This window comes from Massilia sp. BKSP1R2A-1, from assembly GCF_050586525.1.
GTDB lineage: Bacteria > Pseudomonadota > Gammaproteobacteria > Burkholderiales > Burkholderiaceae_D > Telluria.
Map to the genome: position 1 here is coordinate 68435 of NZ_JBOBRE010000012.1, position 19316 is coordinate 87750.

Here is a 19316-nt window from a genome sequence, read left to right on the forward strand (position 1 = left end):
GTCGGCTCTGCCGACCGCGCGTCCAAATCCCAGTTGAGAAGCGATAACGCTATTCAAAAGGGAGTCGAACGCGCGGTCGGCAAGCCGACCACCCTACGAAAGTCGCGTCACTTCAGAACCGACGCAGTATCGACCACCCGCACATCATGCATCTGGTGCAAATACGCCTCCAAATAGCCCTTGTGCGATGCTCCCACGATCACCAGCATCTTGCTGCCCGGCCGCGGCGTCATCGCATCGCGAATATTCCCCGCCATGCGCAGGTTGCGCGTCTCCCAGTAACCCACGTACTGGCGGCCGAAGCGTTGCGGTGACGGCTCTTCCAGTGCGGCGCCCCAGTCGCCCTGGTGTGCGAGCCGCATCTCTTCCGGCGCGTTATAGGCCCGGTACGCCGCCAGCACTTCTTCGGACGTTCCCAGCTTTTCCTGCAGCGCCTTGCCCGCCGCGCGGCGCTTGTTGCTTGCCGGGTTGTCCCAGGCTTTCATGATCGCTTCGCCCCATGCCTTCTCGTCCGCCACCATCCGGTCGGACGTGTGATCGTCCATCGCGACCAGGCGCTCGTGCCCCAGGCGCGCGGCCAGGCGGGCCGCAATCAGGTAGCTTTCGTCGCGCCGGTCCTTCAGCTTGTTCAGCATCTCCACCAGCTTGTCGTCGAGACCATCGCCGGCGCGCCGCTCGGCCTCCGGCAGGCGCAGCCACTGCACGGTGGCCGAGGCGCGTTCGCCGCCCGCCAGGAAGAGGGCGGCCAGGCGGCGGCGCTGGCTGGCCGAAGGATGCGCGGGCCACGTTGCCAGCATCTCCTCGGCCTGCGCGGTGGCGGCCGGAACGTCCAGCCCGGTGGCGGCGCGGGCCGGCGCCGGGTCCCAGCAGTAGCTTTCGATGGTGTCCTTGTAGCGGCCCGGATAGCGGCGCACGTGGTCGCACTGCGTCCCCGGCAGCGCCTCGATGCTGATCATGTCCGGGCGCCACGCGGCCAGCCGGTCCTCGAGGCCGCGCAGGGTGGCGGGGTCGAAGGTCTTGGGGAAGTAGGACAGGTGGGGCGAGCCGAGGACCATCACCTCGTTGGCGGGACCCTTGGCCGGCCCTTTCAGTTTTCCGGGCGCGAAATCGGGCTGGTATGCCTGTGCGGCGGCGCCGCCGCAAACCGCGGTCGCGATAAGAAATGCATACATTTGACGCACGTTGACCTACCTTTCGGGACAGTTAGCTCATCAGGCGATGATTGCATGGCTGAGCGCGGACGGTCAATCTATGCATGTGTGGACGATAGCCGTGGCGGAAAGGATTCAGGCATCTTTCTTTGGGAATATCCGCATGGTACATTTTTGCAATTACTAGACCACCAAAGGGGACACCTGATATGACGCTCGACCAGCTGCGCGCCGACTTCGACGCACGTTCCAAACGCTCGCTTTCCCTGCCGATTGCCGGGCTCGTCGTCTGGTGCGTCGTCGGCGTGTTCGGGATGATCCTGCCGCCCAAGGCCGCGACGTTCGCCCTGGTGTTCGCGACCGGCGCCATCTTCCCACTTGCCATGGCAATTGCCCGCCTGCGCGGCGAGCAGCTCATCGAAAACGACAATCCCCTGGCGCGCCTGATGGGTGTGTGCGTTCTGATGGTAAACCTGCTGTGGGCTGTCCACATCCCATTGCTGATGCGTGCGCCGCAGTTCGTGCCCCTGAGCCTGGGCATTGCGCTCGGACTGCACTGGATGGTTTATTCGTGGATCATCGCGCACCCGCTCGGCTATCGCCACGCGATGCTGCGGACAGCCGGACTGGTCGCAGTATGGTTTGCGTTTCCCGACCATGCGGTCACGGCGTCGGCGTTCGTGGTCGTGGCGACCTATGCGATGACAATCGTGGAAATGCGGACCCGGCCGGCCATTGCTGAAGCGGGCGGCACGCGCCTGGACCGCGCCACAGCCTGAGGGCGGCGGTTCAGGGCAGGGCGAAAGGACCTTCGCCGCTGTGTTCGCGCAGGCCGCGCACGGCCTGGATGGTCTTGTTCGCGGCACGTTCGAGGACCACCTTGCGGTTGCTGGATTCCTCGTCGCGCTTCGCCTCGCTGTGCCACAGGTGCAGCACTTCGGTGGCCAGGGCGCCGTCCTTGCGCCCTACGCCCGCGTGGAACAGGCGCAGCACCAGGTCGGAATCCTCGTGGCCCCAGCCCACGAAGCTCTCGTCGAAGCCGTTGACCTTGTCCAGGTCCGCGCGCCAGACGGCCAGGTTGCAGCTCTTGATGCGGCGCCAGCTGAAGCTGCGGCGCACGCGGCCGAAGTCGGGCCAGCGCAGCATCGTCTGCAGCACCTTGTTCATGTCGCCGCGCAGGCGATGGCGCAGGCGCTCGGTGACGCTCATGCCGGCGACATCGATGTGCTCGCGCAGCACGCGTTCGGTCAGCGCCTGGCTCAGGAGGATGCGGCTGCCGGAAACCAGGAAGCCCGGGCGGGCCAATGCGCGGTGGCGGGCGATGAAGTCGCGCTGCGGCACGCAGTCGCCATCCAGGAAGATGATATAGTCGCCGGTTGCCGCGAGCGTGCCGCGGTTGCGCGCCATGGCTGCGCGGAAGCCCTGGTCCGGCTGCCAGACGTGTTTTACCGGCACCGGCGCGCCTGCGGCCAGCTGCGCGATGGTATCCCGCGTGTTGGCAGTCGAGCCGTCATCAGCGATAATGATTTCAAAATTCTTGTCGTCCTGCATGAAACAGGCTTCCACCACCGCCGCCAGGGCGTCGGGGCGGTTGTACGTGGTGATCACGACAGAAATGGTCGGGGATTGCTGCATGGGGGTCCAATAAACACGCGCTACAAGGCTGGCAAGAATATCCTACAAGAACATGAATGAACAATAATCCGATCGAAATCGGGACGCCGATGCAGCGTTTGATCGGCGTGCTGGTTTTCCTGTTCCCTTTCCTCAGCCTCATCACCCCGTCCGGCATCGGTTTCAGCAGCATCGTCTTCGTGCTCGCTTTTCTTTGCGTGCCGCGCAAGGCGTGGCAGGCGCTGCGCCCGCACTGGCCGGACATCCGCTGGGTAGTGGCCGCCTTCGTCTTCAACCTGCTGGTCGCGCTGGCCTGCGTGCTGCTGCGGCCGGAAACCGACCTGCGCTACCTGGACAAGCCCGCGCGCATGCTGATGGGCCTGAGCGCGGCCGCCCTGGTGCTGCTGGCGCAGCCGCAGCGCGCCACGCTGTGGTGGGGCGTGACCGCCGGCGCGGTGGCGGCCTTGCCCTTCGTCGCCTGGCAGCGCATCGTGGACGGCGTGCTGCGCCCCGGCGGCTGGCTCAATCCGATCACCTTCGGCGACCTGGCGCTGTGCCTGTGCCTGGTGGCCCTGGCCGCCGCCATCGATTATCGCCACAGCACCCGCAAGGCGATCCTGCCGGCCCTCGGCGCCGTGGCGGGCCTGGCGGCCATGATCGTCACCGGCACCCGCGGCGGCTGGGTCGCGCTGGCGCTGGCCGCCATCCTGTTCCTGACCTATGCGCGCCTGCTCAAGAGCCGCCGCGTGCGCCTGCTGGTGGTGGGCAGCTTCGCGCTGTTCGCCTCGACCTTCTTCATCCCGGCCACCGGCATGGCGCAGCGGGTGGGGCAGGGCATCTACGACGTGCAGACCTGGATGGACGGCGGCAGCGCCTTCACCAACGTCGGCATCCGCCTCGAATTGTGGTCGGGCGCGCGCTACCTGATCGAGGAAAAGCCGCTGTTCGGGCGCGACCCCACGGCCGTGCGCCAGGAACTGCGCCGCCTGGTGGACGAGGGCAAGCTGCAGGACGTGGTGCTGGCGCCCGACCACCTGCACAACGACGCACTGCAGGCCATGGCCACCGGCGGCGTGTTCGGGCTGGCGGCCTGGATCGGCATCCTGGCCGCGCCCTTCGCCTTCTTCGCGCGCGCCCTGGGACGCGGCGCCTACCGCGGCGAATCGCCCCTGAGCCCCCAGGCCGCGCAGATGTTCGCGCCGGCGCTGGCCGGCATGCTGGTGGTGCTCAGCTATTTCAGCTTCGGCCTGACCGAGGTCATTTTCTGGTCCCTGAAGGGCAGCATGTTCTACACGCTCATGGTGTTCCTGCTCATGGGCTTCTGCCTGAATGCGAAGGCTGCGCAAGTCAACTCAGACAACAAGCATGGACAATAAGCTAGACAACAAGACCATCGTCAGGCGCCTGCTGGCGGTCGTCAAGCCCTACCAGACCCGGGCCTGGCTCGCGCTGCTGTCGATGGCGCTCACCGCCGCTACCCAGCCGCTGCTGGGCAAGGCGCTGCAGCTGCTGATCGACAAGGGCTTCGAGGAGAAGGTGCCCTTCAGCCTGTGGTGGATCCCGGGTGTGCTGGTCTCGATCTTCATCCTGCGCGGCATCGGCACCTTCTCGACCGCCTACCTGAACAACTGGGTCATCAGCCGCGTGCTCAACGACCTGCGCGCGCAAGTCTTCGACCGCATCCTGCGGCTGCCGGTGGCGCGCTTCCACGAAGAGTCGACCGGCAAGATCATCAACGTCGTGGTGAACGAGGTGCGCCAGGTGGTCGACATGCTGCAGTCGGTGTTCGTCGCCTGCGTGCGCGACACCCTGGTCGTGATCGGCCTGCTCGCCACCTTGCTCTACCTGAACTGGAAGCTGACCCTGGTCGCCATCGTCGTGGTCCCGCTCACCGCCGTGATCGTGCGCACCACCACCGGGCGCCTGCGTCGCCTGAACCGCGAGAACCTGCGCGTGACGGCCGAGATGACCCAGGTGGTCGAGGAAGCCACGCGCGGCCACCAGGTGATCCGCGTGTTCTCGGGCGAGCGCTACGAGCGCGCCCGCTTCCACAAGCGCAGCCAGGCCCTGCTCGGCTTCTCGCAGCGCATGACGGTCGCTTTCGCGGCCACCACGCCGATCACCCAGATCGCTACCGCCATGGCGCTGTCGCTGGTGGTCGTGCTGGCGATCCAGGCGAACATGACGAAAGGCGAATTCGTGCAGTTCGTGACGATGATGCTGATGCTGCTCACGCCGCTCAAGTCCCTGGCCGAGGTGAATGGCCCGATGCAGCGCGGGATCGCCGCGGCCGAGACGGTCTTCAACCTGATCGACTCGCCGCCCGAAGTCGACACCGGCACCCGCGAGCTTGGCCGCGCCCAGGGCCACCTGCGCCTGGAGAACGTCACCTTCCGCTATCCGAACGCGATGAACCCGGCCTTGAGCGACGTGACGCTCGACGTCCAGCCCGGCCAGACCGTGGCGCTGGTGGGCGTGTCGGGCGGCGGCAAGTCGACCTTCGTGAACCTCGTCACCCGCTTCTACGATCCGGAAGGCGGCCGCCTGCTGCTCGACGGCGTGCCCTACCAGGACATCAGGCTGGCCAGCCTGCGTTCGCAGCTGGCGATGGTGAGCCAGAACGTGGTGCTGTTCGACGACACCCTGGCCGCCAACATCGCCTACGGCTTCGAGACCATCGACGACGAACGCCTGGCGGCGGCGGTCAAGGCCGCCCACCTGACCGACGTGGTGGCCAGGCTGGAAGAGGGCGTCGAGACCCGCATCGGCGAGAACGGCATGCGCCTGTCGGGCGGCCAGCGCCAGCGCGTGGCGATCGCGCGCGCGATCTACAAGGACGCGCCGATCCTGATCCTCGACGAAGCGACTTCGGCGCTCGACAACGAGTCCGAGCGCGCGGTCCAGGCGGCGCTCGAGACACTGATGGCGGGCCGCACCACCATCGTGATCGCGCACCGCCTGTCGACCATCGAGCGGGCCGACCGCATCGTGGTGATGGAGCACGGCCGCATCGTCGAGCAGGGCACGCATGCCGAACTGCTGGACGCGAACGGCATGTACGCGAACCTGTACCGCCTGCAGTTCGTCGCCGCCGGCGATCAGGCGTAAACCCCAGGGTGGCGCGGGCCGGGTTAGCGCTGTGCCGACCGCCCTGGGAACCTCAGCTTGCGTAGTGGGCAGCTTCTCCCGACTGCTCCGCATCGCGGCCGTGGGCGCGGTCCTGCATCGCTTCCACGTAGCGGCGCAGCGCGTCGTCGAGCGAGGGCAGCATGGGCGCGCGTTCGCTCGAGAGCGCGCTGAATTCCGGCCGGCGCGCCGCATGGCCGCAGCTTTCGCTGGACACCACTTCCAGCTTCGACGAATCCACGCCCGCCGCATCGCAGGCGCGCCGCGCCAGCTCGGCCCAGGTGATGGCTTCGGCATTGCTGAGGTGCCAGACGCCGCGCTCGCGGTCGATCAGGAGGTCGAGCGAGACGTTGACCAGATCGGGCACATAGGTGGGCGAGACCACCGTGTCGCCGGCCGCCTGGAAGGGCTGGCCCGCTTCCAGGCGATTGAGGGCCTGGGTCACGAAGTTGTGGCGGTCCCAGGGGCCGAAGAAGGCGCTGGTGCGGACCACCAGGGCCTGCGGGTCGGCGTCCAGCACGCGCTGCTCGGCTTCCATCTTGCTGCGGCCGTAGACGCCCAGCGGATTGAGCGCATCCGACTCGACGTAGGGCGCGCCCTTGGTGCCGTCGAACACGAGGTCGGTCGAATAAGTCATGAAGCGCAGCTGGTGGCGGATGCAGGCCAGGGCCAGCACCGTCGGCCCGAGGGTGTTCTCGCGCATGCAGCGTTCCGCATCCTCTTCGGCCTCGTCCACGCGGACATAGCCGCCGGCATTGATGATGGCCCAGGGCTTGTAGCGCTGGATGGCGCTCTCCACCGAGGCGGGGTCGGTGATGTCCATCTCCTGGCGGTTCAGGACCTGGTAGGCCAGGTTGCGCTTCTCGCAGATGCGCGCGAACGCCGACCCTAGCGTCCCGGTGGCGCCGGTGATCAGGATCGGCTGCACCACATTCGACTTGAACTGGCTGCGGATCGCGATGTCCGCCACCGCGGTGCGGGTCGCCACCGGCTTGCACAGGAAGCGTCCCGGACGGCGCCACCAGCCTTCGCCCTGCAGCACCGGGCTGGACAGCGGGCGTCCGGTGGCGAGCTCGCGCATCAGGGTCGCCACCGCGGTCGGGCGCGGTTCGCCGCCGCGCACGTCGAAGGGGCCGGGCTCGTAGTAGCCGCGGCATTCGGTGACCAGGCAGTTCCAGTCGTAGGAGCCGAGCAGGGCCCAGACCGTCACGGCGCGCATGTCGGCGCCCTGCTGGCGCGCCTTGCGGGCGGCGTTCCAGATCTCCACCAGCCAGCGCAGCTGGTCTTCGCGGTTGGCGTCGATGTGGGCCTCGGTGATGGCGATCGGCAGGCGGTAGCGCTCCCAGGTTTCCATCAGCAGGGGCGCGATGCCGGGCGTCGGCGTGGCCAGCGCGCGCGGGGTCTCGATGTCGGCGTGCGGGACGCCGCGGTAGACATGGCGGTGCGATTCCGGATAGCGCTCCGGACGGTGGTCGAGCCAGCGCTCGCTGGTGATGTAGTAGTTGACGCCGATGACGTCGGGCGGGCAGGGATTGTCGCGGAACCACAGTAGTTCTTCCGGCGTGGCCTGCGATTCCAGCAGGTAGCTCCACAGCGCGTGGTTCTCGTCGACCATCCCGCACAGCAGGTCCCAGGCCAGCCAGCGGCGGTCGTTGAAGAAGGTCGTGATTTCTTCCATTTCCGGCGTGCCGTAGGTCTTCGACAGGTCGTCGGTCTGGACCAGCCTGGCGTCCGGATTGACGGCGCGGATCGCGCGCATCGACAGCACCACCGCGCGGCACTGGTTGATCAGGGCGCGCACGAAGGTGGACTCGTCGCTGCCGTGCGGGTACCACACGCCCGCCAGGCCGGAGAAGCGCGCCGTGGTCAACGGTTCGTTGACCGGGGTGTAGTACTCGACCCAGGGGTAGCGTGCGGCGACCGCGCCGGCGTACTCGGCGAGCTTTTCGGGGAATGCGGGATCGACCAGGCTGGTATGGCGCGGCCCGCTGCCATGGTGGATCAGGCCGACGATGGGCTTGACGCCCAGGTCGCGCAGCGCGGGCAGGCGCTCGTCGGACCAGGTCCAGTCGGCCGATTCGATGCCGTCTGGCGCGGTGCGCTCCCACAGTACCGGGTAGCGGACCGCCTTGATGCCGAGCGAAGCGAAGCGTTCGATGTCCTGCAGGCGCCCGGCGTGGCCGTTGCGGTCCATCTGGCTGAAGTAATTGTCGCGTACACGGTTGACCGTGCATTCTAGTCCGCCCCACAGTGCCAGTTCGGGAGCGTCGTTCGTGAGAAAAGTGGTCTGGGATTCCAGCTGAGTGTTCATGTTCTGACCCGCTTTTATGAAAACAGGCTCCAGCCTAATTGCCAGCTGCGACGGACTGTGTGAAATAGCCCACATAAAAAGGATTTTTCGGACAAGTCCTACGTTCTGCGTGCATGTTCTTAATTTCTGCGCCTAACTTCTGCTAACTGGAAATTTCGTTGACTCGACAGGGAGCAATCGGTGCGCCGGACGGAGCCCGTTCGGGCGACAATGCGGCAAACGGGAGAGTGCGATGTACATGGTGTATTGGACGATCGTCGAAGAAGACAGGTGCACGCCGCACGAAAAGCTGTTCGAGACGACGGAGATGGTAGGAGCGATGCAGTTCATGGAAGAGCTGCGCAAGCGCCAGCGCGAAGGCGAGCGGGTGCGCTTCGTGACCATGTGTTCCGAGCATCCGGATCTCGTCGGTCACCCGGGCGTCGATGTGACAGGGGCCGACTACAACTGGAAGAAGCGCCGCCGCTAGGGGTGTTCCAGTCCAGTGGACTGGAACACGCTTCGCCGAACGCGCGTCCAGCTCCGGCATGCTCCGTTGCGGCTCATCCGTGAGTTGAACGCGCGGTCGGCGAAGCCGACCACCCTACAACAGCCGGTGCTTCAGTATCTTGCCGCTGGGCGCAGCCGGCAGCGCATCCATGAAGACGATCCGTGAGGGGCGCTTGTAAGGCGCCAGCCGTGGCAGCAGCCAAGCCTGCAGCGCCTCGGCGTCGACCTCGTCCCTGGTCTCGACGAACGCGAGCACTTCCTCGTCCCCATCCGCGGCAGGCCGTCCCACCACCGCCGACTGCAGCACAGCCGGGTGGCTGTTCAGCGCCGCCTCGACCTCCGGCGGATAGACATTGAAGCCGGAGCGGATGATGAGCTCCTTCAAGCGCCCCTGGATGAAGAGGGCGCCGTCCTCGCCCATGCTGGCCAGGTCGCCGGTCGCAAGCCAGCCACCGGGCTTCAGCGCCGCCTTCGTTGCCGCCGCGTCGCGGTAGTAGCCGGCCATGACGTTCGGCCCGCGCACCCACAGCTCTCCCGACTGTTCGATGCGCACCTCGACACCGGGAATCGGATGGCCGACCGAGGTGTCCGCGCGCGGCGCATCCAGGCGGGTCTGGCACACGGTGGGCGCGCTTTCGGTGAGGCCGTAGCCGTTGTGCAGCGGCAGTCCGAACAATTCTTCGACCGCGCGCTTGAGCTGTGGGTCGAGCGGCGAGCCGCCGGCGTAGCAGAAGCGCAGCTTCGACGTGACCGGGCCCGGCCCGGCCAGCGCCAGCAGGCGCGCGTACATGGCCGGCACGCCCTGCACGATGGTGAGTTCGCCATCACGGATCTGCGCCAGCAGCGCCGCCGCGTCGAAGCGCGCAACCAGGTGCAGGCAGGCGCCGGCATACAGGGTGCCCAGCATCACGGAGGCGAGTCCGTAGACGTGCGAGATCGGCAGCACGCCGGCCGCGCGGTCGCTGGGAACCAGGCCGCGCAGGCGGCTGGACGTGGCGGCAACGAAAAGCAGGTTCGCGTGGCTCAGCATCACGCCCTTGGGATTGCCGGTGGTGCCGGTGGTGTAGACCAGGGCGGCGATCTGCGCACCATCCGCGCGCACCGGTTCGGGCTCCGTGTCGGCATCGAGCGGGCCGGCCGCCACGCCCTCGGTGGTCGCACGGATCACGCGGCGCGGCGTGCAGTGTGCGCGGATCGCGGCCAGCTCGCCTTCGCTGAGACGCACGTTGACGTTGACGCTCCAGGCGTCGATGCGCGCTATCGCGAACAGCAGTGCGACCTGTGCGGCGCAGTTTTCGCTGACCAGCATGACGCGGTCGCCTGCGCGCACGCCGAGCTGGCGCAGCCAGTCTGTCTGGCGTTCTACCTCCTGCTGCAGCTCGCCGTAGGACCAGGTGCGCGTGCCGTCGACGAGCGCGGGGGCGAGCGGCGTGCGCTGCGCATGGATGCGCACGATGTCGTCGATGCGCGCGGGAACGGTAGCCAGGTCGATCATGAAGACCAGCTTTATAACCGCATGCCCGCCGGCCTGCAAGACCTACAGCGAGAACGCTTCCCGGATCGACAGCACCTCGCCCGTCCCGGTGGGGTCGTAGCCCGGCAGCGCCGCCACCAGCTTGTGGTAGGCCGGCTGGCGCATCAGTTCCAGCAGCTGGCCCATGGCCGCTCCCTCGAGGGCGTCGCGGCGCAACGCGAAATAATAGGTTTCGCGCAGCAGCGGAATGAAGTCGAGCTTGAACTGTGCGCTCGCCGCGCGCATGCCCATGCCGGCGTCGGCCATGCCGCTGGCGATATAGGCGGCCACCGCGGAGTGGGTGAACTCGGCGCTGTTGAAGCCGTCGATGGACTCGAACCCAATGCCCTCTGCGGCAAGCATCATCTCGAACAGCATGCGGGTGCCGGAGCCGGCCTGGCGGTTCACGAAACGTACGTCCGCGCGGGCGAGGTCGTGCAGGCCGCGCAGGCCGAGCGGATTGCCGCGCGCCGTGATCAGGCCCTGCTCGCGTCCCGCGACCCGCACCAGGCAGTGCTGCTCCGGGTCGAGCCAGCGCAGGTACCAGGCCACGGTCGGCGCCTGGAAGCGCCCGGTGGGGACGTGGAAGCCGGCCAGGTCGCAGTCGCGCCGTGCCAGCGCCATCACGGCGTCGGTGCTGGTGCGGTAGCGCGAATCGATGGGGAGCAGATCGCGGTCGACGCAGCCCATCAGCGCGGCCACCGCAAAACCGTGGCTGGCGTCCAGGCGCAGCGGCCGCGTGCGGCCGGCGGTGATGCGTCCCAGCTCCACTTCGAGTTCCGAGGCCAGGCTTTGCAGGGTGGGCGAGAGGCGCGCGGCGATGCGGCGGTCGGCCCACACGAGCTTTTGCGCCAGCGGCGTGAGCTGGGTGCCGCGTCCGCGCCCGGTATGCAGCAGCTGCTCGCCGAACAGTTCCTCGGCCGCGCGCAGCAGGCCCCAGGCGTAGCGGTAGGACAGCTTCACCGATTTCGCCGCCTGGGCAATCGAGCCGGTGTCCTGGATGGACAGCAGCAGGCCGAGCAGGTCGGCGGTATCGAGCGGCGCTTCCCCTTTGACGCTGATCTCCCAGTGCGGGCGGATGTGGATGGTGAGCATATGCTAAAAATAGCCTATTTCTTGCTGAAAAACACCATGTTACGCTCCTTGGAAATACAAAGTTTGACGAAATAATATGCTTTTTAGAGCATATTTCGATGCTGACTACAACAAGGAGGGGACAATGGCTGGACTGGGTTTTCTTGACAAGGAACACACGATCGCAGGGCCGGGCTTCAACCGCTGGCTGGTGCCGCCGGCGGCGCTCGCGATCCACCTGTGCATCGGCATGGCATACGGCTTCTCGGTGTTCTGGCTGCCGTTATCAAAAGCGCTCGGCATCACCGAATCGATCGCCTGCCCGGCCGACATGGGTTTCTGGGCGCAGATCATGTCGACCAGCTGCGACTGGAAGATCTCGATGCTGGGCTGGATGTACACGCTCTTCTTCGTCTTCCTGGGCCTGGCGGCCTGGCTCTTCGGCGGCTGGCTCGAACACGCAGGACCGCGCAAGGCCGGCCTGGTGTCGGCCGTCTGCTGGTGCGGCGGCCTCGTCATCTCCGCACTGGGCATCCATACCCACCAGATCTGGCTGATGTGGCTCGGTTCCGGCGTCATTGGCGGCATCGGACTGGGACTGGGCTACATCTCGCCGGTCTCGACCCTCATCAAGTGGTTCCCGGACCGCCGCGGCATGGCGACCGGCATGGCCATCATGGGCTTCGGCGGCGGCGCCATGATCGGCGCCCCGCTGGCCGACAAGCTCATGAAGCACTTCGCTACCCCGACCTCGGTCGGCGTGTGGGAAACCTTCCTGGCGCTCGCCGCCATCTACTTCGTCTTCATGGTGGCCGGCGCGCTGACCTACCGCGTGCCCGCCACCGGCTGGAAGCCGGAGGGCTGGACCCCGTCGGCGACGAAGGCCAACACCATGGTCACGACGCGCCACGTGCATGCCAGCCGGGTCTGGGGCATCCCGCAGTTCTGGCTGATCTGGGGCGTGCTGTTCCTGAACGTCTCGGCCGGCATCGGCATCCTCGGCATGGCTTCGCCGCTGCTGCAGGAAGTCTTCGGCGGCCGTCTGATCGGTGTGAACGTGGGCTTCAACGAGCTCGATGCGGCGCAGAAGGGCCAGATCGCGGCGATCGCCGCCGGCTTCACCGGCCTGCTGTCCCTGTTCAACATCGGCGGACGCTTCGCCTGGGCCTCGTGCTCGGACTACATCGGCCGCAAGGCGACGTATTTCGTGTTCCTGGGCCTCGGCTTCTTCCTCTATGCATCGATCCCGTCGATGGCGCACAACGGCCACCTGGCCCTGTTCGTCGGCTTCATCTGCATCATCCTCTCGATGTACGGCGGCGGCTTCGCCACCGTGCCGGCCTATTTGGCCGACCTGTTCGGCACCCAGATGGTCGGCGCGATCCACGGCCGCCTGCTCACCGCCTGGGCCGCGGCCGGCGTGTTCGGTCCAATCCTGATCAACTACATCCGCGAGTACCAGATCGAACACGGCGTGCCGAAGGCGCAGGCCTACGACATCACCATGTACGTGCTGGCGGGCCTGGTCGTGGTCGGCATCGTGCTCAATGCGATGATCAGGCCGCTGGACGACAAATACTTCATGACCGATGCCGAGCTGGCTGCCGAGAAGAAACTGGCGCAGGAGCGCGATGTGGCCGCCAGCAGCGGTGGCGCGCGTGCCGGCGCCGCGGTCGCGACCGTCAACCCGGCGGTCACGGCATTTGCCTGGATGCTGGTGGGGATTCCGCTGATGTTCGGCATCTGGGTGACCTTGCAGAAGGCGTCGGTGCTGTTCAAGTAGCCTGTTTGCACATGTCAGTTGAACGCGTGGGCGGAGGACCGCCCACCCTACGTAGGTGGGCAATCCCTTGACCACGCGTCCAACCGGTAGTTGAACAGCCACACCGCACCAATAAAGAGTTACGCTACACAGAACAACCAGGGACGACACCATGAACCACCCCATCATCCCGATCGCACCCGCCGGCGCCAGCCGCCAGCGCAAGCGCGAAGCCCCGAAAGGCCGCCGCGTCGACCCGCAGGCCCTGCTCGAAGTGCAGGGCCTGCTCGGCCTCGAGTCGCGCCAGCCCGACCTCCTGATCGAGCACCTGCACAAGATCCAGGACCGCTTCGGCTGCCTGAGCAGCCAGCACCTGGCCGCGCTCGCGCAAGAGATGCGCCTGGCCCAGGCCGAGGTCTTTGAAGTCGCCACCTTCTACCACCATTTCGACGTGGTGAAGGAGGGCGAGGCCGCCCCCGCCGCGCTCACGGTGCGCGTCTGCGCCGGCCTGTCCTGCGAGATGGCGGGCGCGCGCGCGCTGCTGGACAAGCTGCCTGCGCTGCTCGGGCGCGAGGTGCGCGTCTTGGCAGCCCCCTGCGTCGGCCGCTGCGAACAGGCGCCCGCGGCGGTGGTGGGACAGCATGCGGTGCCGCAGGCGACGCTCGAGACCGTGCTCGAGAAGGTCGCCACGGGGCAGGTGAGCGATGCCGTCACCACCCACATCGACTACGCGGCCTACCGCGACACCAAGGGCTACGCGCTGCTGCGCGACTGCCTCGACGGCTGCCGCGACGTCGAAAGCGTGATCGCCACGATGGAAAGCTCCGGCCTGCGCGGCCTGGGCGGCGCCGGCTTCCCGCTGGGCCGCAAGTGGCGCATCGTGCGGGCGGAAGCAGGCCCGCGCCTCATGGCCGTCAACATCGACGAGGGCGAACCCGGCACCTTCAAGGACCGCGTCTACCTCGAGCGCGACCCGCACCGTTTCCTGGAAGGCATGCTGATCGCCGCCTGGGCGGTCGGCATCGAGGCCATCTACATCTACCTGCGCGACGAATACCATGGCTGCCGCACGATGCTGGAAGCGGAGCTGGACAAGCTGCGCCGTGACCCGCCGGTGCCCGGCATGCCGCCGATCCACTTGCGCCGGGGCGCCGGCGCCTATATCTGCGGCGAAGAGTCGGCCATGATCGAGTCGATCGAGGGCAAGCGCGGCATGCCGCGCCTGCGCCCGCCCTACGTGGCCCAGGTCGGCCTGTTCGGCCGGCCCACGCTGGAACACAACTTCGAATCGCTGTACTGGGTGCGCGAGATCCTGGAGCGGGGAGGCGAGTGGTTCGCCGGCCACGGGCGCAACGGCCGCCGCGGCCTGCGCTCCTTCTCGGTGTCGGGCCGGGTGCGCGAGCCGGGCGTGAAGCTGGCGCCCGCCGGCATCACGATCCGCGAACTGATCGATGAATACTGCGGCGGCATGGCTGAAGGACACGCGTTCTACGCCTACCTGCCGGGCGGCGCCTCGGGCGGCATCCTGCCGGCCTCCATGGGCGACATCCCGCTCGACTTCGACACCCTGCAGCCCCACGGCTGCTTCATCGGCTCGGCGGCCGTGGTCGTGCTGTCGAACCACGACAGCGCGGTGGACGCCGCGCGCAACACGATGGCCTTCTTCAAGGACGAGTCCTGCGGCCAGTGCACGCCCTGCCGCAACGGCACCGCCAAGGCGCTCGACCTGATCGGCCGGCCGCAATGGGACACGCAGCTGCTGGGCGAGCTGTCGCAGGTGATGCGCGACGCCTCGATCTGCGGCCTGGGACAGGCCGCGCCGAACCCGGTCGATTGCGTGATCAAATATTTTCCACATGAGTTAGGGCAGCCATGAACGCTCCTACCCCAGTCGTCACTTTTGAACTGAACGGCCGTGAAGTCCAGGCCCTGGCGCACGAAACCCTGATCGAAGTCGCCGCGCGCGAAGGCATCGAGGTGCCGCGCCTGTGCTACAAGGAGGGTTTCGAGGCGGTCGGCAACTGCCGCTCCTGCATGGTGGAGATCGACGGCGAGCGCGTGCTGGCGCCTTCCTGCTGCCGCCACCCGTCCGCCGGCATGAAGGTCAAGACCGACAGCCCGCGCGCTGTCAGCGCCCAGAAGATGGTGCTGGAACTGCTGCTGTCCGATATGCCGGAAGCGGAATACACCCGCAAGAACGAGGTCGACCTGTGGGCCGATAAACTCGGCGTCGGCAAGCCGCGCTTCGCCGCCACCCGGGTGCAGCCGCAGATGGATGCGACCCATGCCGCCATCACTGTCAACCTGGATGCCTGCATCCAGTGCACCCGCTGCGTGCGCGCCTGCCGCGACGAGCAGGTCAACGACGTGATCGGCCTGGCCTTCCGTGGCGAGGGTGCGAAGATCGTGTTCGACCAGGACGACCCCATGGGAGCGTCGACTTGCGTGGCCTGCGGCGAATGCGTACAGGCCTGCCCGACCGGGGCCCTGATGCCGGCGCGCGGCGTGGCGCTGAACATTCCGGACAAGCAGGTCGATTCGGTCTGCCCCTATTGTGGCGTCGGCTGCCAGCTGACCTACAACGTCAAGGACAACAAGATCCTCTACGTCGAGGGCCGCCAGGGTCCGGCCAACCTGGGCCGCCTGTGCGTGAAGGGCCGCTACGGCTTCGACTACGCCCACCACCCGCACCGGTTGACGAAGCCGCTGATCCGCCGCGAAGGCATGCCGAAAAGCGGCGACTTCACCATGGACCCGGACCGGGTGCTGGACGTGTTCCGCGAAGCGAGCTGGGAAGAGGCATTGGAACTGGCCGGCGGCAAGCTGGCGCGGATCCGCGACCAGCACGGCGGCGCGGCCCTGGCCGGCTTCGGCTCGGCCAAGGGAAGCAACGAGGAAGCCTACCTGTTCCAGAAGCTGGTGCGCACGGGCTTCCGCACGAATAACGTCGACCATTGCACGCGCCTGTGCCACGCGTCCTCGGTGTCGGCCCTGCTGGAAGGGATCGGCTCGGGCGCGGTGTCGAACCCGGTGATGGACGTGACGCGCGCCGAGGTGATCGTGATCATCGGCGCCAACCCGACCGTCAACCATCCGGTGGCGGCAACCTGGATCAAGAACGCCGTCAGGACGGGCGCGAAGCTGATCGTGATGGACCCGCGCCGCTCCGAGCTGGCGCGCCATGCCCACCGCTTCCTCCAGTTCAAGCCGGACACCGACGTCGCCCTGCTGAATGCGATGATGCACGTGATCGTCACCGAAAAACTGGTGGACGAAGCCTTCATCGCCAGCCGCACCATCGGCTACGCCGAGCTGGAAGCCAATGTGGCCGACTACAGCCCCGAAGCGATGGCGCCGATCTGCGGCATCGACGCCGAGACCATCCGCTACGTGGCGCGCCTCTACGCCACCTCGCAGGGCTCGATGATCCTGTGGGGCATGGGCGTGTCGCAGCACGTGCACGGCACGGATAACGCACGCTGCCTGATCGCGCTCAGCCTGATGACGGGGCAGATCGGCCGCCCCGGCACCGGCCTGCATCCACTGCGCGGCCAGAACAATGTGCAGGGCGCCTCGGATGCCGGCCTGATTCCGATGATGCTGCCGGACTACCAGCGCGTCGACAATCCGGCCGCGCGGGCGCGCTTCGAGCAGGCCTGGGGCGCCACCCTCGATCCGAAGCCGGGCCTCACCGTGGTCGAGATCATGGACGCGATCAATGCCGGCCAGGTGCGCGGCATGTACATCATGGGCGAGAACCCGGCCATGTCCGACCCCGACGCCAACCACGCGCGCGCCGCGCTGGCCGCGCTCGAACACCTTGTGGTGCAGGACATCTTCCTGACCGAGACGGCGTATCTCGCCGACGTGATCCTGCCGGCGTCAAGCTTCCCCGAGAAGACCGGCACCTTCACCAATACCGACCGCCTGGTGCAGCTGGGCCGCCAGGCCATCGATCCGCCGGGCGAGGCGAAGCAGGACCTGTGGATCATCCAGCAGATGGCAAACCGTCTCGGCCTGCCCTGGAATTACGGTCATGTATCGGAAGTGTTCGACGAGATGCGCCGCACCATGGCCAGCATCGGCGGCATCACCTGGGAGCGCCTTGAGAGAAACGGCGCCGTGGTCTACCCGTGCATGAACGAGGGCGACGTCGGCCAGCCGGTGGTGTTCACCGAACTGTTCCCGCGCGAGGGCGGCAGGGCGCGCTTCGTCCCGGCCGACATCATCCCGGCCGACGAGCGGCCCGATGACGAGTATCCGATGGTGCTGATCACGGGGCGCCAGCTGGAGCACTGGCATACGGGCAGCATGACGCGCCGCGCCACGGTGTTGGACGCGATCGAACCCGATCCGGTGGCGCTGGTGCACCCGCTCGACATGGAACGCATGGGGGTCAAGCCGGGCGACGCGATCACCATCGCCTCGCGCCGCGGCGAAGTGGTGCTGTATGCACGCGCGGATGACAGCTCGCCGGTGGGGGCAATCTTCGTGCCCTTCTGTTATTACGAAGCGGCCATCAACCGCCTCACCAATGCGGCGCTCGACCCCTTCGGCAAGATCCCGGAATTCAAGTATTGCGCGATCAAGGTGACGCCGGGCGGGGAGGTCGCACCGCAGGGCAGCTACGGTGGCGGCCAAATCCTGGCCAGCATGGCACAATTGGCAACATGAACCACCAGGAACCGCCACGCTACCGCCCTGAACTGTCCCAGGCCAGCGCCCGCCTCACGCACGAGGTGAGCGCGCTGGACGAGCGTGGCCGTCCGTCCCTCATCGCCATTCCCGCCGAGCGCCCGCTCACGGTCTACGTGGACAAGCGCGAGATCGTCACCCTGATGACCCTGGGCGGGGCGCCGGAAGCCCTGGTGCTGGGCTACCTGCGCAACCAGCGCCTGGTGCGCACATTGGAAGACATCGTGTCGATCCAGGTCGACTGGTCGGTCGATGCGGTGGCGGTGGTGACCCGCAACGGCATCCTCGACGTCGAGGAGCGCACCGCGAAGAAGGTGGTCACCACCGGCTGCGGCCAGGGCTCGGTGTTCGGCGGGCTGATGGACGAGGTCGACCAGATCGCGCTGCCGAAGGAAGCCCGCCTGCAGCAATCGGTCGTCTACCGCATCGTCGACACCATCCGCACCCAGCAGTCGATCTACAAGCAGGCCGGCTCGGTGCACGGCTGCGCGCTGTTCTCGCACGGTGGCGAGCTGCTGTACTTCGTCGAGGACGTCGGCCGCCACAACGCGGTGGACGCGATCGCCGGCCTGATGTGGCTGGACGCCGTGGAAGGCGCCGACAAGGTCTTCTACACCACCGGACGCCTGACCTCCGAAATGGTCATCAAGGGCGCGCAAATGGGGATTCCCTTCCTGCTCTCGCGTTCCGGCACCACGCAGATGGGCCATATGGTGGCCGAAAAGGTCGGCATGTCGCTGCTGGCGCGCTGTTCGGGCAAGCACTTCCTGCTGCTGGCCGGCTCAGCGCGTCTGGTGTTCGAGCCCGAGCTGCTGGAACCGCTCAACGCTCCCCGGGCTGCCCGGCTGGCCTGATGTCGCTGTCAGAGGCCATCGCGCACGCTTTCCGGCTGCTGTTCTCGGGCGACGCCGCGCTGTGGCACATCGTCTGGGTGTCGCTCAAGACCAGCATCCTGGGCCTGCTGCTGGCCGCGCCGCCGGCGGTCTTCCTCGGTTATGTCATCGCCATGCACCGCTTCCCGGGGCGGCGCATCGCCGTCTGGATCGCCCAGGCCGCGCTGTCCTTGCCGACGGTGCTCATCGGCCTCCTGCTCTACCTGCTGCTTTCGCGCCGCGGACCGATGGGCGGCCTCGAATGGCTGTTCTCGCAGCAGGGCGTGATCCTCGGCCAGATGGTGATCGGCCTGCCGGTGCTGCTGGCGTTTACGCTGGCCGCCGTGCAGGCGCTCGATCCGCGCTATGCGGAGACGGCGGTCGCCCACGGCGCCTCGCGCTGGCGCGTGATGACGACGGTGCTGCACGAGGCGCGCTATGGCGTGATGGCCGCCGTGATCAGCGGCTTCGGGCGCGTGATCTCGGAAGTCGGCTGCGCGCTCATGGTGGGCGGGAATATCGAAGGGCAGACCCGCACCATCACCACCGCGATCGCGCTGGAGACCAGCAAGGGCGAGTTCGCGCAGGGCATTGCGCTCGGCATCGTGCTGGTGACGCTGGCGCTCGTGATGAACGGGGTGCTGGTGCTGCTGCAGGGCGAGGCGAATACGGCAGGGGGGCGGATGTGAGCCTCCTGAGCATCCACGGC

General features: G+C 67.2%; 14 protein-coding genes. 9 read left to right on the top strand and 5 right to left on the bottom strand.

Annotation, left to right across the window (positions count from 1 at the left end; all coding sequences use genetic code 11):
- Positions 1 to 107: 107 nt before the first annotated feature.
- On the bottom strand, positions 108 to 1172 hold the full coding sequence (locus ACQ7JA_RS18155; protein WP_430900246.1) for a DUF5694 domain-containing protein: 1065 nt from the start codon (positions 1170 to 1172) through the stop codon (positions 108 to 110).
- Positions 1173 to 1360: 188 nt separating this feature from the next.
- On the opposite strand from ACQ7JA_RS18155, the gene ACQ7JA_RS18160 reads away from it, so the two are divergent.
- Complete coding sequence (locus tag ACQ7JA_RS18160) at positions 1361 to 1930, top strand: DUF7010 family protein (RefSeq protein WP_430900248.1); 570 nt, start codon at positions 1361 to 1363, stop codon at positions 1928 to 1930.
- 10 nt (positions 1931 to 1940) lie between these two features.
- Here the strand turns inward: ACQ7JA_RS18160 and ACQ7JA_RS18165 are convergent, their stop codons facing one another.
- Positions 1941 to 2786 carry a glycosyltransferase family 2 protein gene (locus tag ACQ7JA_RS18165; protein WP_430900250.1) on the bottom strand — a complete coding sequence of 282 codons (846 nt, stop codon included), beginning with the start codon at positions 2784 to 2786 and terminating at the stop codon, positions 1941 to 1943.
- A 56-nt stretch (positions 2787 to 2842) separates the two neighbouring features.
- Here ACQ7JA_RS18165 and ACQ7JA_RS18170 point away from each other — a divergent pair, with 56 nt between their 5' ends.
- Positions 2843 to 4141 carry an O-antigen ligase family protein gene (locus ACQ7JA_RS18170; protein WP_430900252.1) on the top strand — a complete coding sequence of 433 codons (1299 nt, stop codon included), beginning with the start codon at positions 2843 to 2845 and terminating at the stop codon, positions 4139 to 4141.
- Complete coding sequence (gene msbA / locus ACQ7JA_RS18175) at positions 4131 to 5873, top strand: lipid A export permease/ATP-binding protein MsbA (protein ID WP_430900254.1); 1743 nt, start codon at positions 4131 to 4133, stop codon at positions 5871 to 5873. The genes ACQ7JA_RS18170 and msbA overlap by 11 nt, the downstream gene beginning before the upstream one ends.
- 52 nt (positions 5874 to 5925) lie before the next feature.
- Here msbA and rfbD read toward each other — a convergent pair whose 3' ends face one another.
- On the bottom strand, positions 5926 to 8202 hold the full coding sequence (gene rfbD, locus ACQ7JA_RS18180) for a dTDP-4-dehydrorhamnose reductase (protein ID WP_430900256.1): 2277 nt from the start codon (positions 8200 to 8202) through the stop codon (positions 5926 to 5928).
- 232 nt (positions 8203 to 8434) lie between these two features.
- On the opposite strand from rfbD, the gene ACQ7JA_RS18185 reads away from it, so the two are divergent.
- Entirely contained in the window at positions 8435 to 8671 is a 237-nt protein-coding gene (locus ACQ7JA_RS18185; RefSeq protein ID WP_430900258.1) for a hypothetical protein, read from the top strand.
- 114 nt (positions 8672 to 8785) lie between these two features.
- Here ACQ7JA_RS18185 and ACQ7JA_RS18190 read toward each other — a convergent pair whose 3' ends face one another.
- The gene (locus tag ACQ7JA_RS18190; protein ID WP_430900260.1) at positions 8786 to 10186 is read right to left on the bottom strand and encodes a class I adenylate-forming enzyme family protein; all 1401 of its coding nucleotides are present in this window, start codon (positions 10184 to 10186) and stop codon (positions 8786 to 8788) included.
- Between the two features lie 42 nt (positions 10187 to 10228).
- Positions 10229 to 11299, bottom strand: a complete 1071-nt coding sequence (locus ACQ7JA_RS18195; RefSeq protein WP_430900262.1) for a substrate-binding domain-containing protein — start codon at positions 11297 to 11299, stop codon at positions 10229 to 10231.
- Positions 11300 to 11423: 124 nt separating this feature from the next.
- On the opposite strand from ACQ7JA_RS18195, the gene ACQ7JA_RS18200 reads away from it, so the two are divergent.
- The 5 genes from ACQ7JA_RS18200 to ACQ7JA_RS18220 all read left to right on the top strand — a co-directional run bounded on the left by ACQ7JA_RS18200 (position 11424) and on the right by ACQ7JA_RS18220 (position 19296).
- A complete protein-coding gene (locus ACQ7JA_RS18200) occupies positions 11424 to 13061 on the top strand; it encodes an OFA family MFS transporter (RefSeq protein WP_430900264.1) in 1638 nt (545 codons plus the stop codon).
- 151 nt (positions 13062 to 13212) lie between these two features.
- A complete protein-coding gene (locus ACQ7JA_RS18205; RefSeq protein WP_430900266.1) occupies positions 13213 to 14916 on the top strand; it encodes an NADH-ubiquinone oxidoreductase-F iron-sulfur binding region domain-containing protein in 1704 nt (567 codons plus the stop codon).
- Positions 14913 to 17714 carry a formate dehydrogenase subunit alpha gene (gene fdhF, locus ACQ7JA_RS18210; RefSeq protein ID WP_430900268.1) on the top strand — a complete coding sequence of 934 codons (2802 nt, stop codon included), beginning with the start codon at positions 14913 to 14915 and terminating at the stop codon, positions 17712 to 17714. The genes ACQ7JA_RS18205 and fdhF overlap by 4 nt, the downstream gene beginning before the upstream one ends.
- Positions 17711 to 18589: a formate dehydrogenase accessory sulfurtransferase FdhD gene (locus ACQ7JA_RS18215; RefSeq protein WP_430900270.1), complete on the top strand. Its 879-nt coding sequence runs from the start codon at positions 17711 to 17713 to the stop codon at positions 18587 to 18589. The genes fdhF and ACQ7JA_RS18215 overlap by 4 nt, the downstream gene beginning before the upstream one ends.
- Positions 18589 to 19296, top strand: coding sequence for an ABC transporter permease (locus tag ACQ7JA_RS18220; protein WP_430900272.1), 708 nt, complete (start codon positions 18589 to 18591; stop codon positions 19294 to 19296). The genes ACQ7JA_RS18215 and ACQ7JA_RS18220 overlap by 1 nt, the downstream gene beginning before the upstream one ends.
- Positions 19297 to 19316: the final 20 nt, after the last annotated feature.

Bases quoted from the DNA above. Each gene is read 5' to 3' on its own strand.
- ACQ7JA_RS18155 (WP_430900246.1), bottom strand. From the start codon at position 1,172: ATGTATGCATTTCTTATCGCGACCGCGGTTTGCGGCGGCGCCGCCGCA.
- fdhF (WP_430900268.1), top strand. From the start codon at position 14,913: ATGAACGCTCCTACCCCAGTCGTCACTTTTGAACTGAACGGCCGTGAA.
- ACQ7JA_RS18205 (WP_430900266.1), top strand. From the start codon at position 13,213: ATGAACCACCCCATCATCCCGATCGCACCCGCCGGCGCCAGCCGCCAG.
- ACQ7JA_RS18185 (WP_430900258.1), top strand. From the start codon at position 8,435: ATGTACATGGTGTATTGGACGATCGTCGAAGAAGACAGGTGCACGCCG.
- ACQ7JA_RS18215 (WP_430900270.1), top strand. From the start codon at position 17,711: ATGAACCACCAGGAACCGCCACGCTACCGCCCTGAACTGTCCCAGGCC.
- ACQ7JA_RS18200 (WP_430900264.1), top strand. From the start codon at position 11,424: ATGGCTGGACTGGGTTTTCTTGACAAGGAACACACGATCGCAGGGCCG.
- ACQ7JA_RS18165 (WP_430900250.1), bottom strand. From the start codon at position 2,786: ATGCAGCAATCCCCGACCATTTCTGTCGTGATCACCACGTACAACCGC.
- msbA (WP_430900254.1), top strand. From the start codon at position 4,131: ATGGACAATAAGCTAGACAACAAGACCATCGTCAGGCGCCTGCTGGCG.
- ACQ7JA_RS18170 (WP_430900252.1), top strand. From the start codon at position 2,843: ATGAACAATAATCCGATCGAAATCGGGACGCCGATGCAGCGTTTGATC.
- ACQ7JA_RS18160 (WP_430900248.1), top strand. From the start codon at position 1,361: ATGACGCTCGACCAGCTGCGCGCCGACTTCGACGCACGTTCCAAACGC.
- ACQ7JA_RS18190 (WP_430900260.1), bottom strand. From the start codon at position 10,186: ATGATCGACCTGGCTACCGTTCCCGCGCGCATCGACGACATCGTGCGC.
- rfbD (WP_430900256.1), bottom strand. From the start codon at position 8,202: ATGAACACTCAGCTGGAATCCCAGACCACTTTTCTCACGAACGACGCT.
- ACQ7JA_RS18195 (WP_430900262.1), bottom strand. From the start codon at position 11,299: ATGCTCACCATCCACATCCGCCCGCACTGGGAGATCAGCGTCAAAGGG.
- ACQ7JA_RS18220 (WP_430900272.1), top strand. From the start codon at position 18,589: ATGTCGCTGTCAGAGGCCATCGCGCACGCTTTCCGGCTGCTGTTCTCG.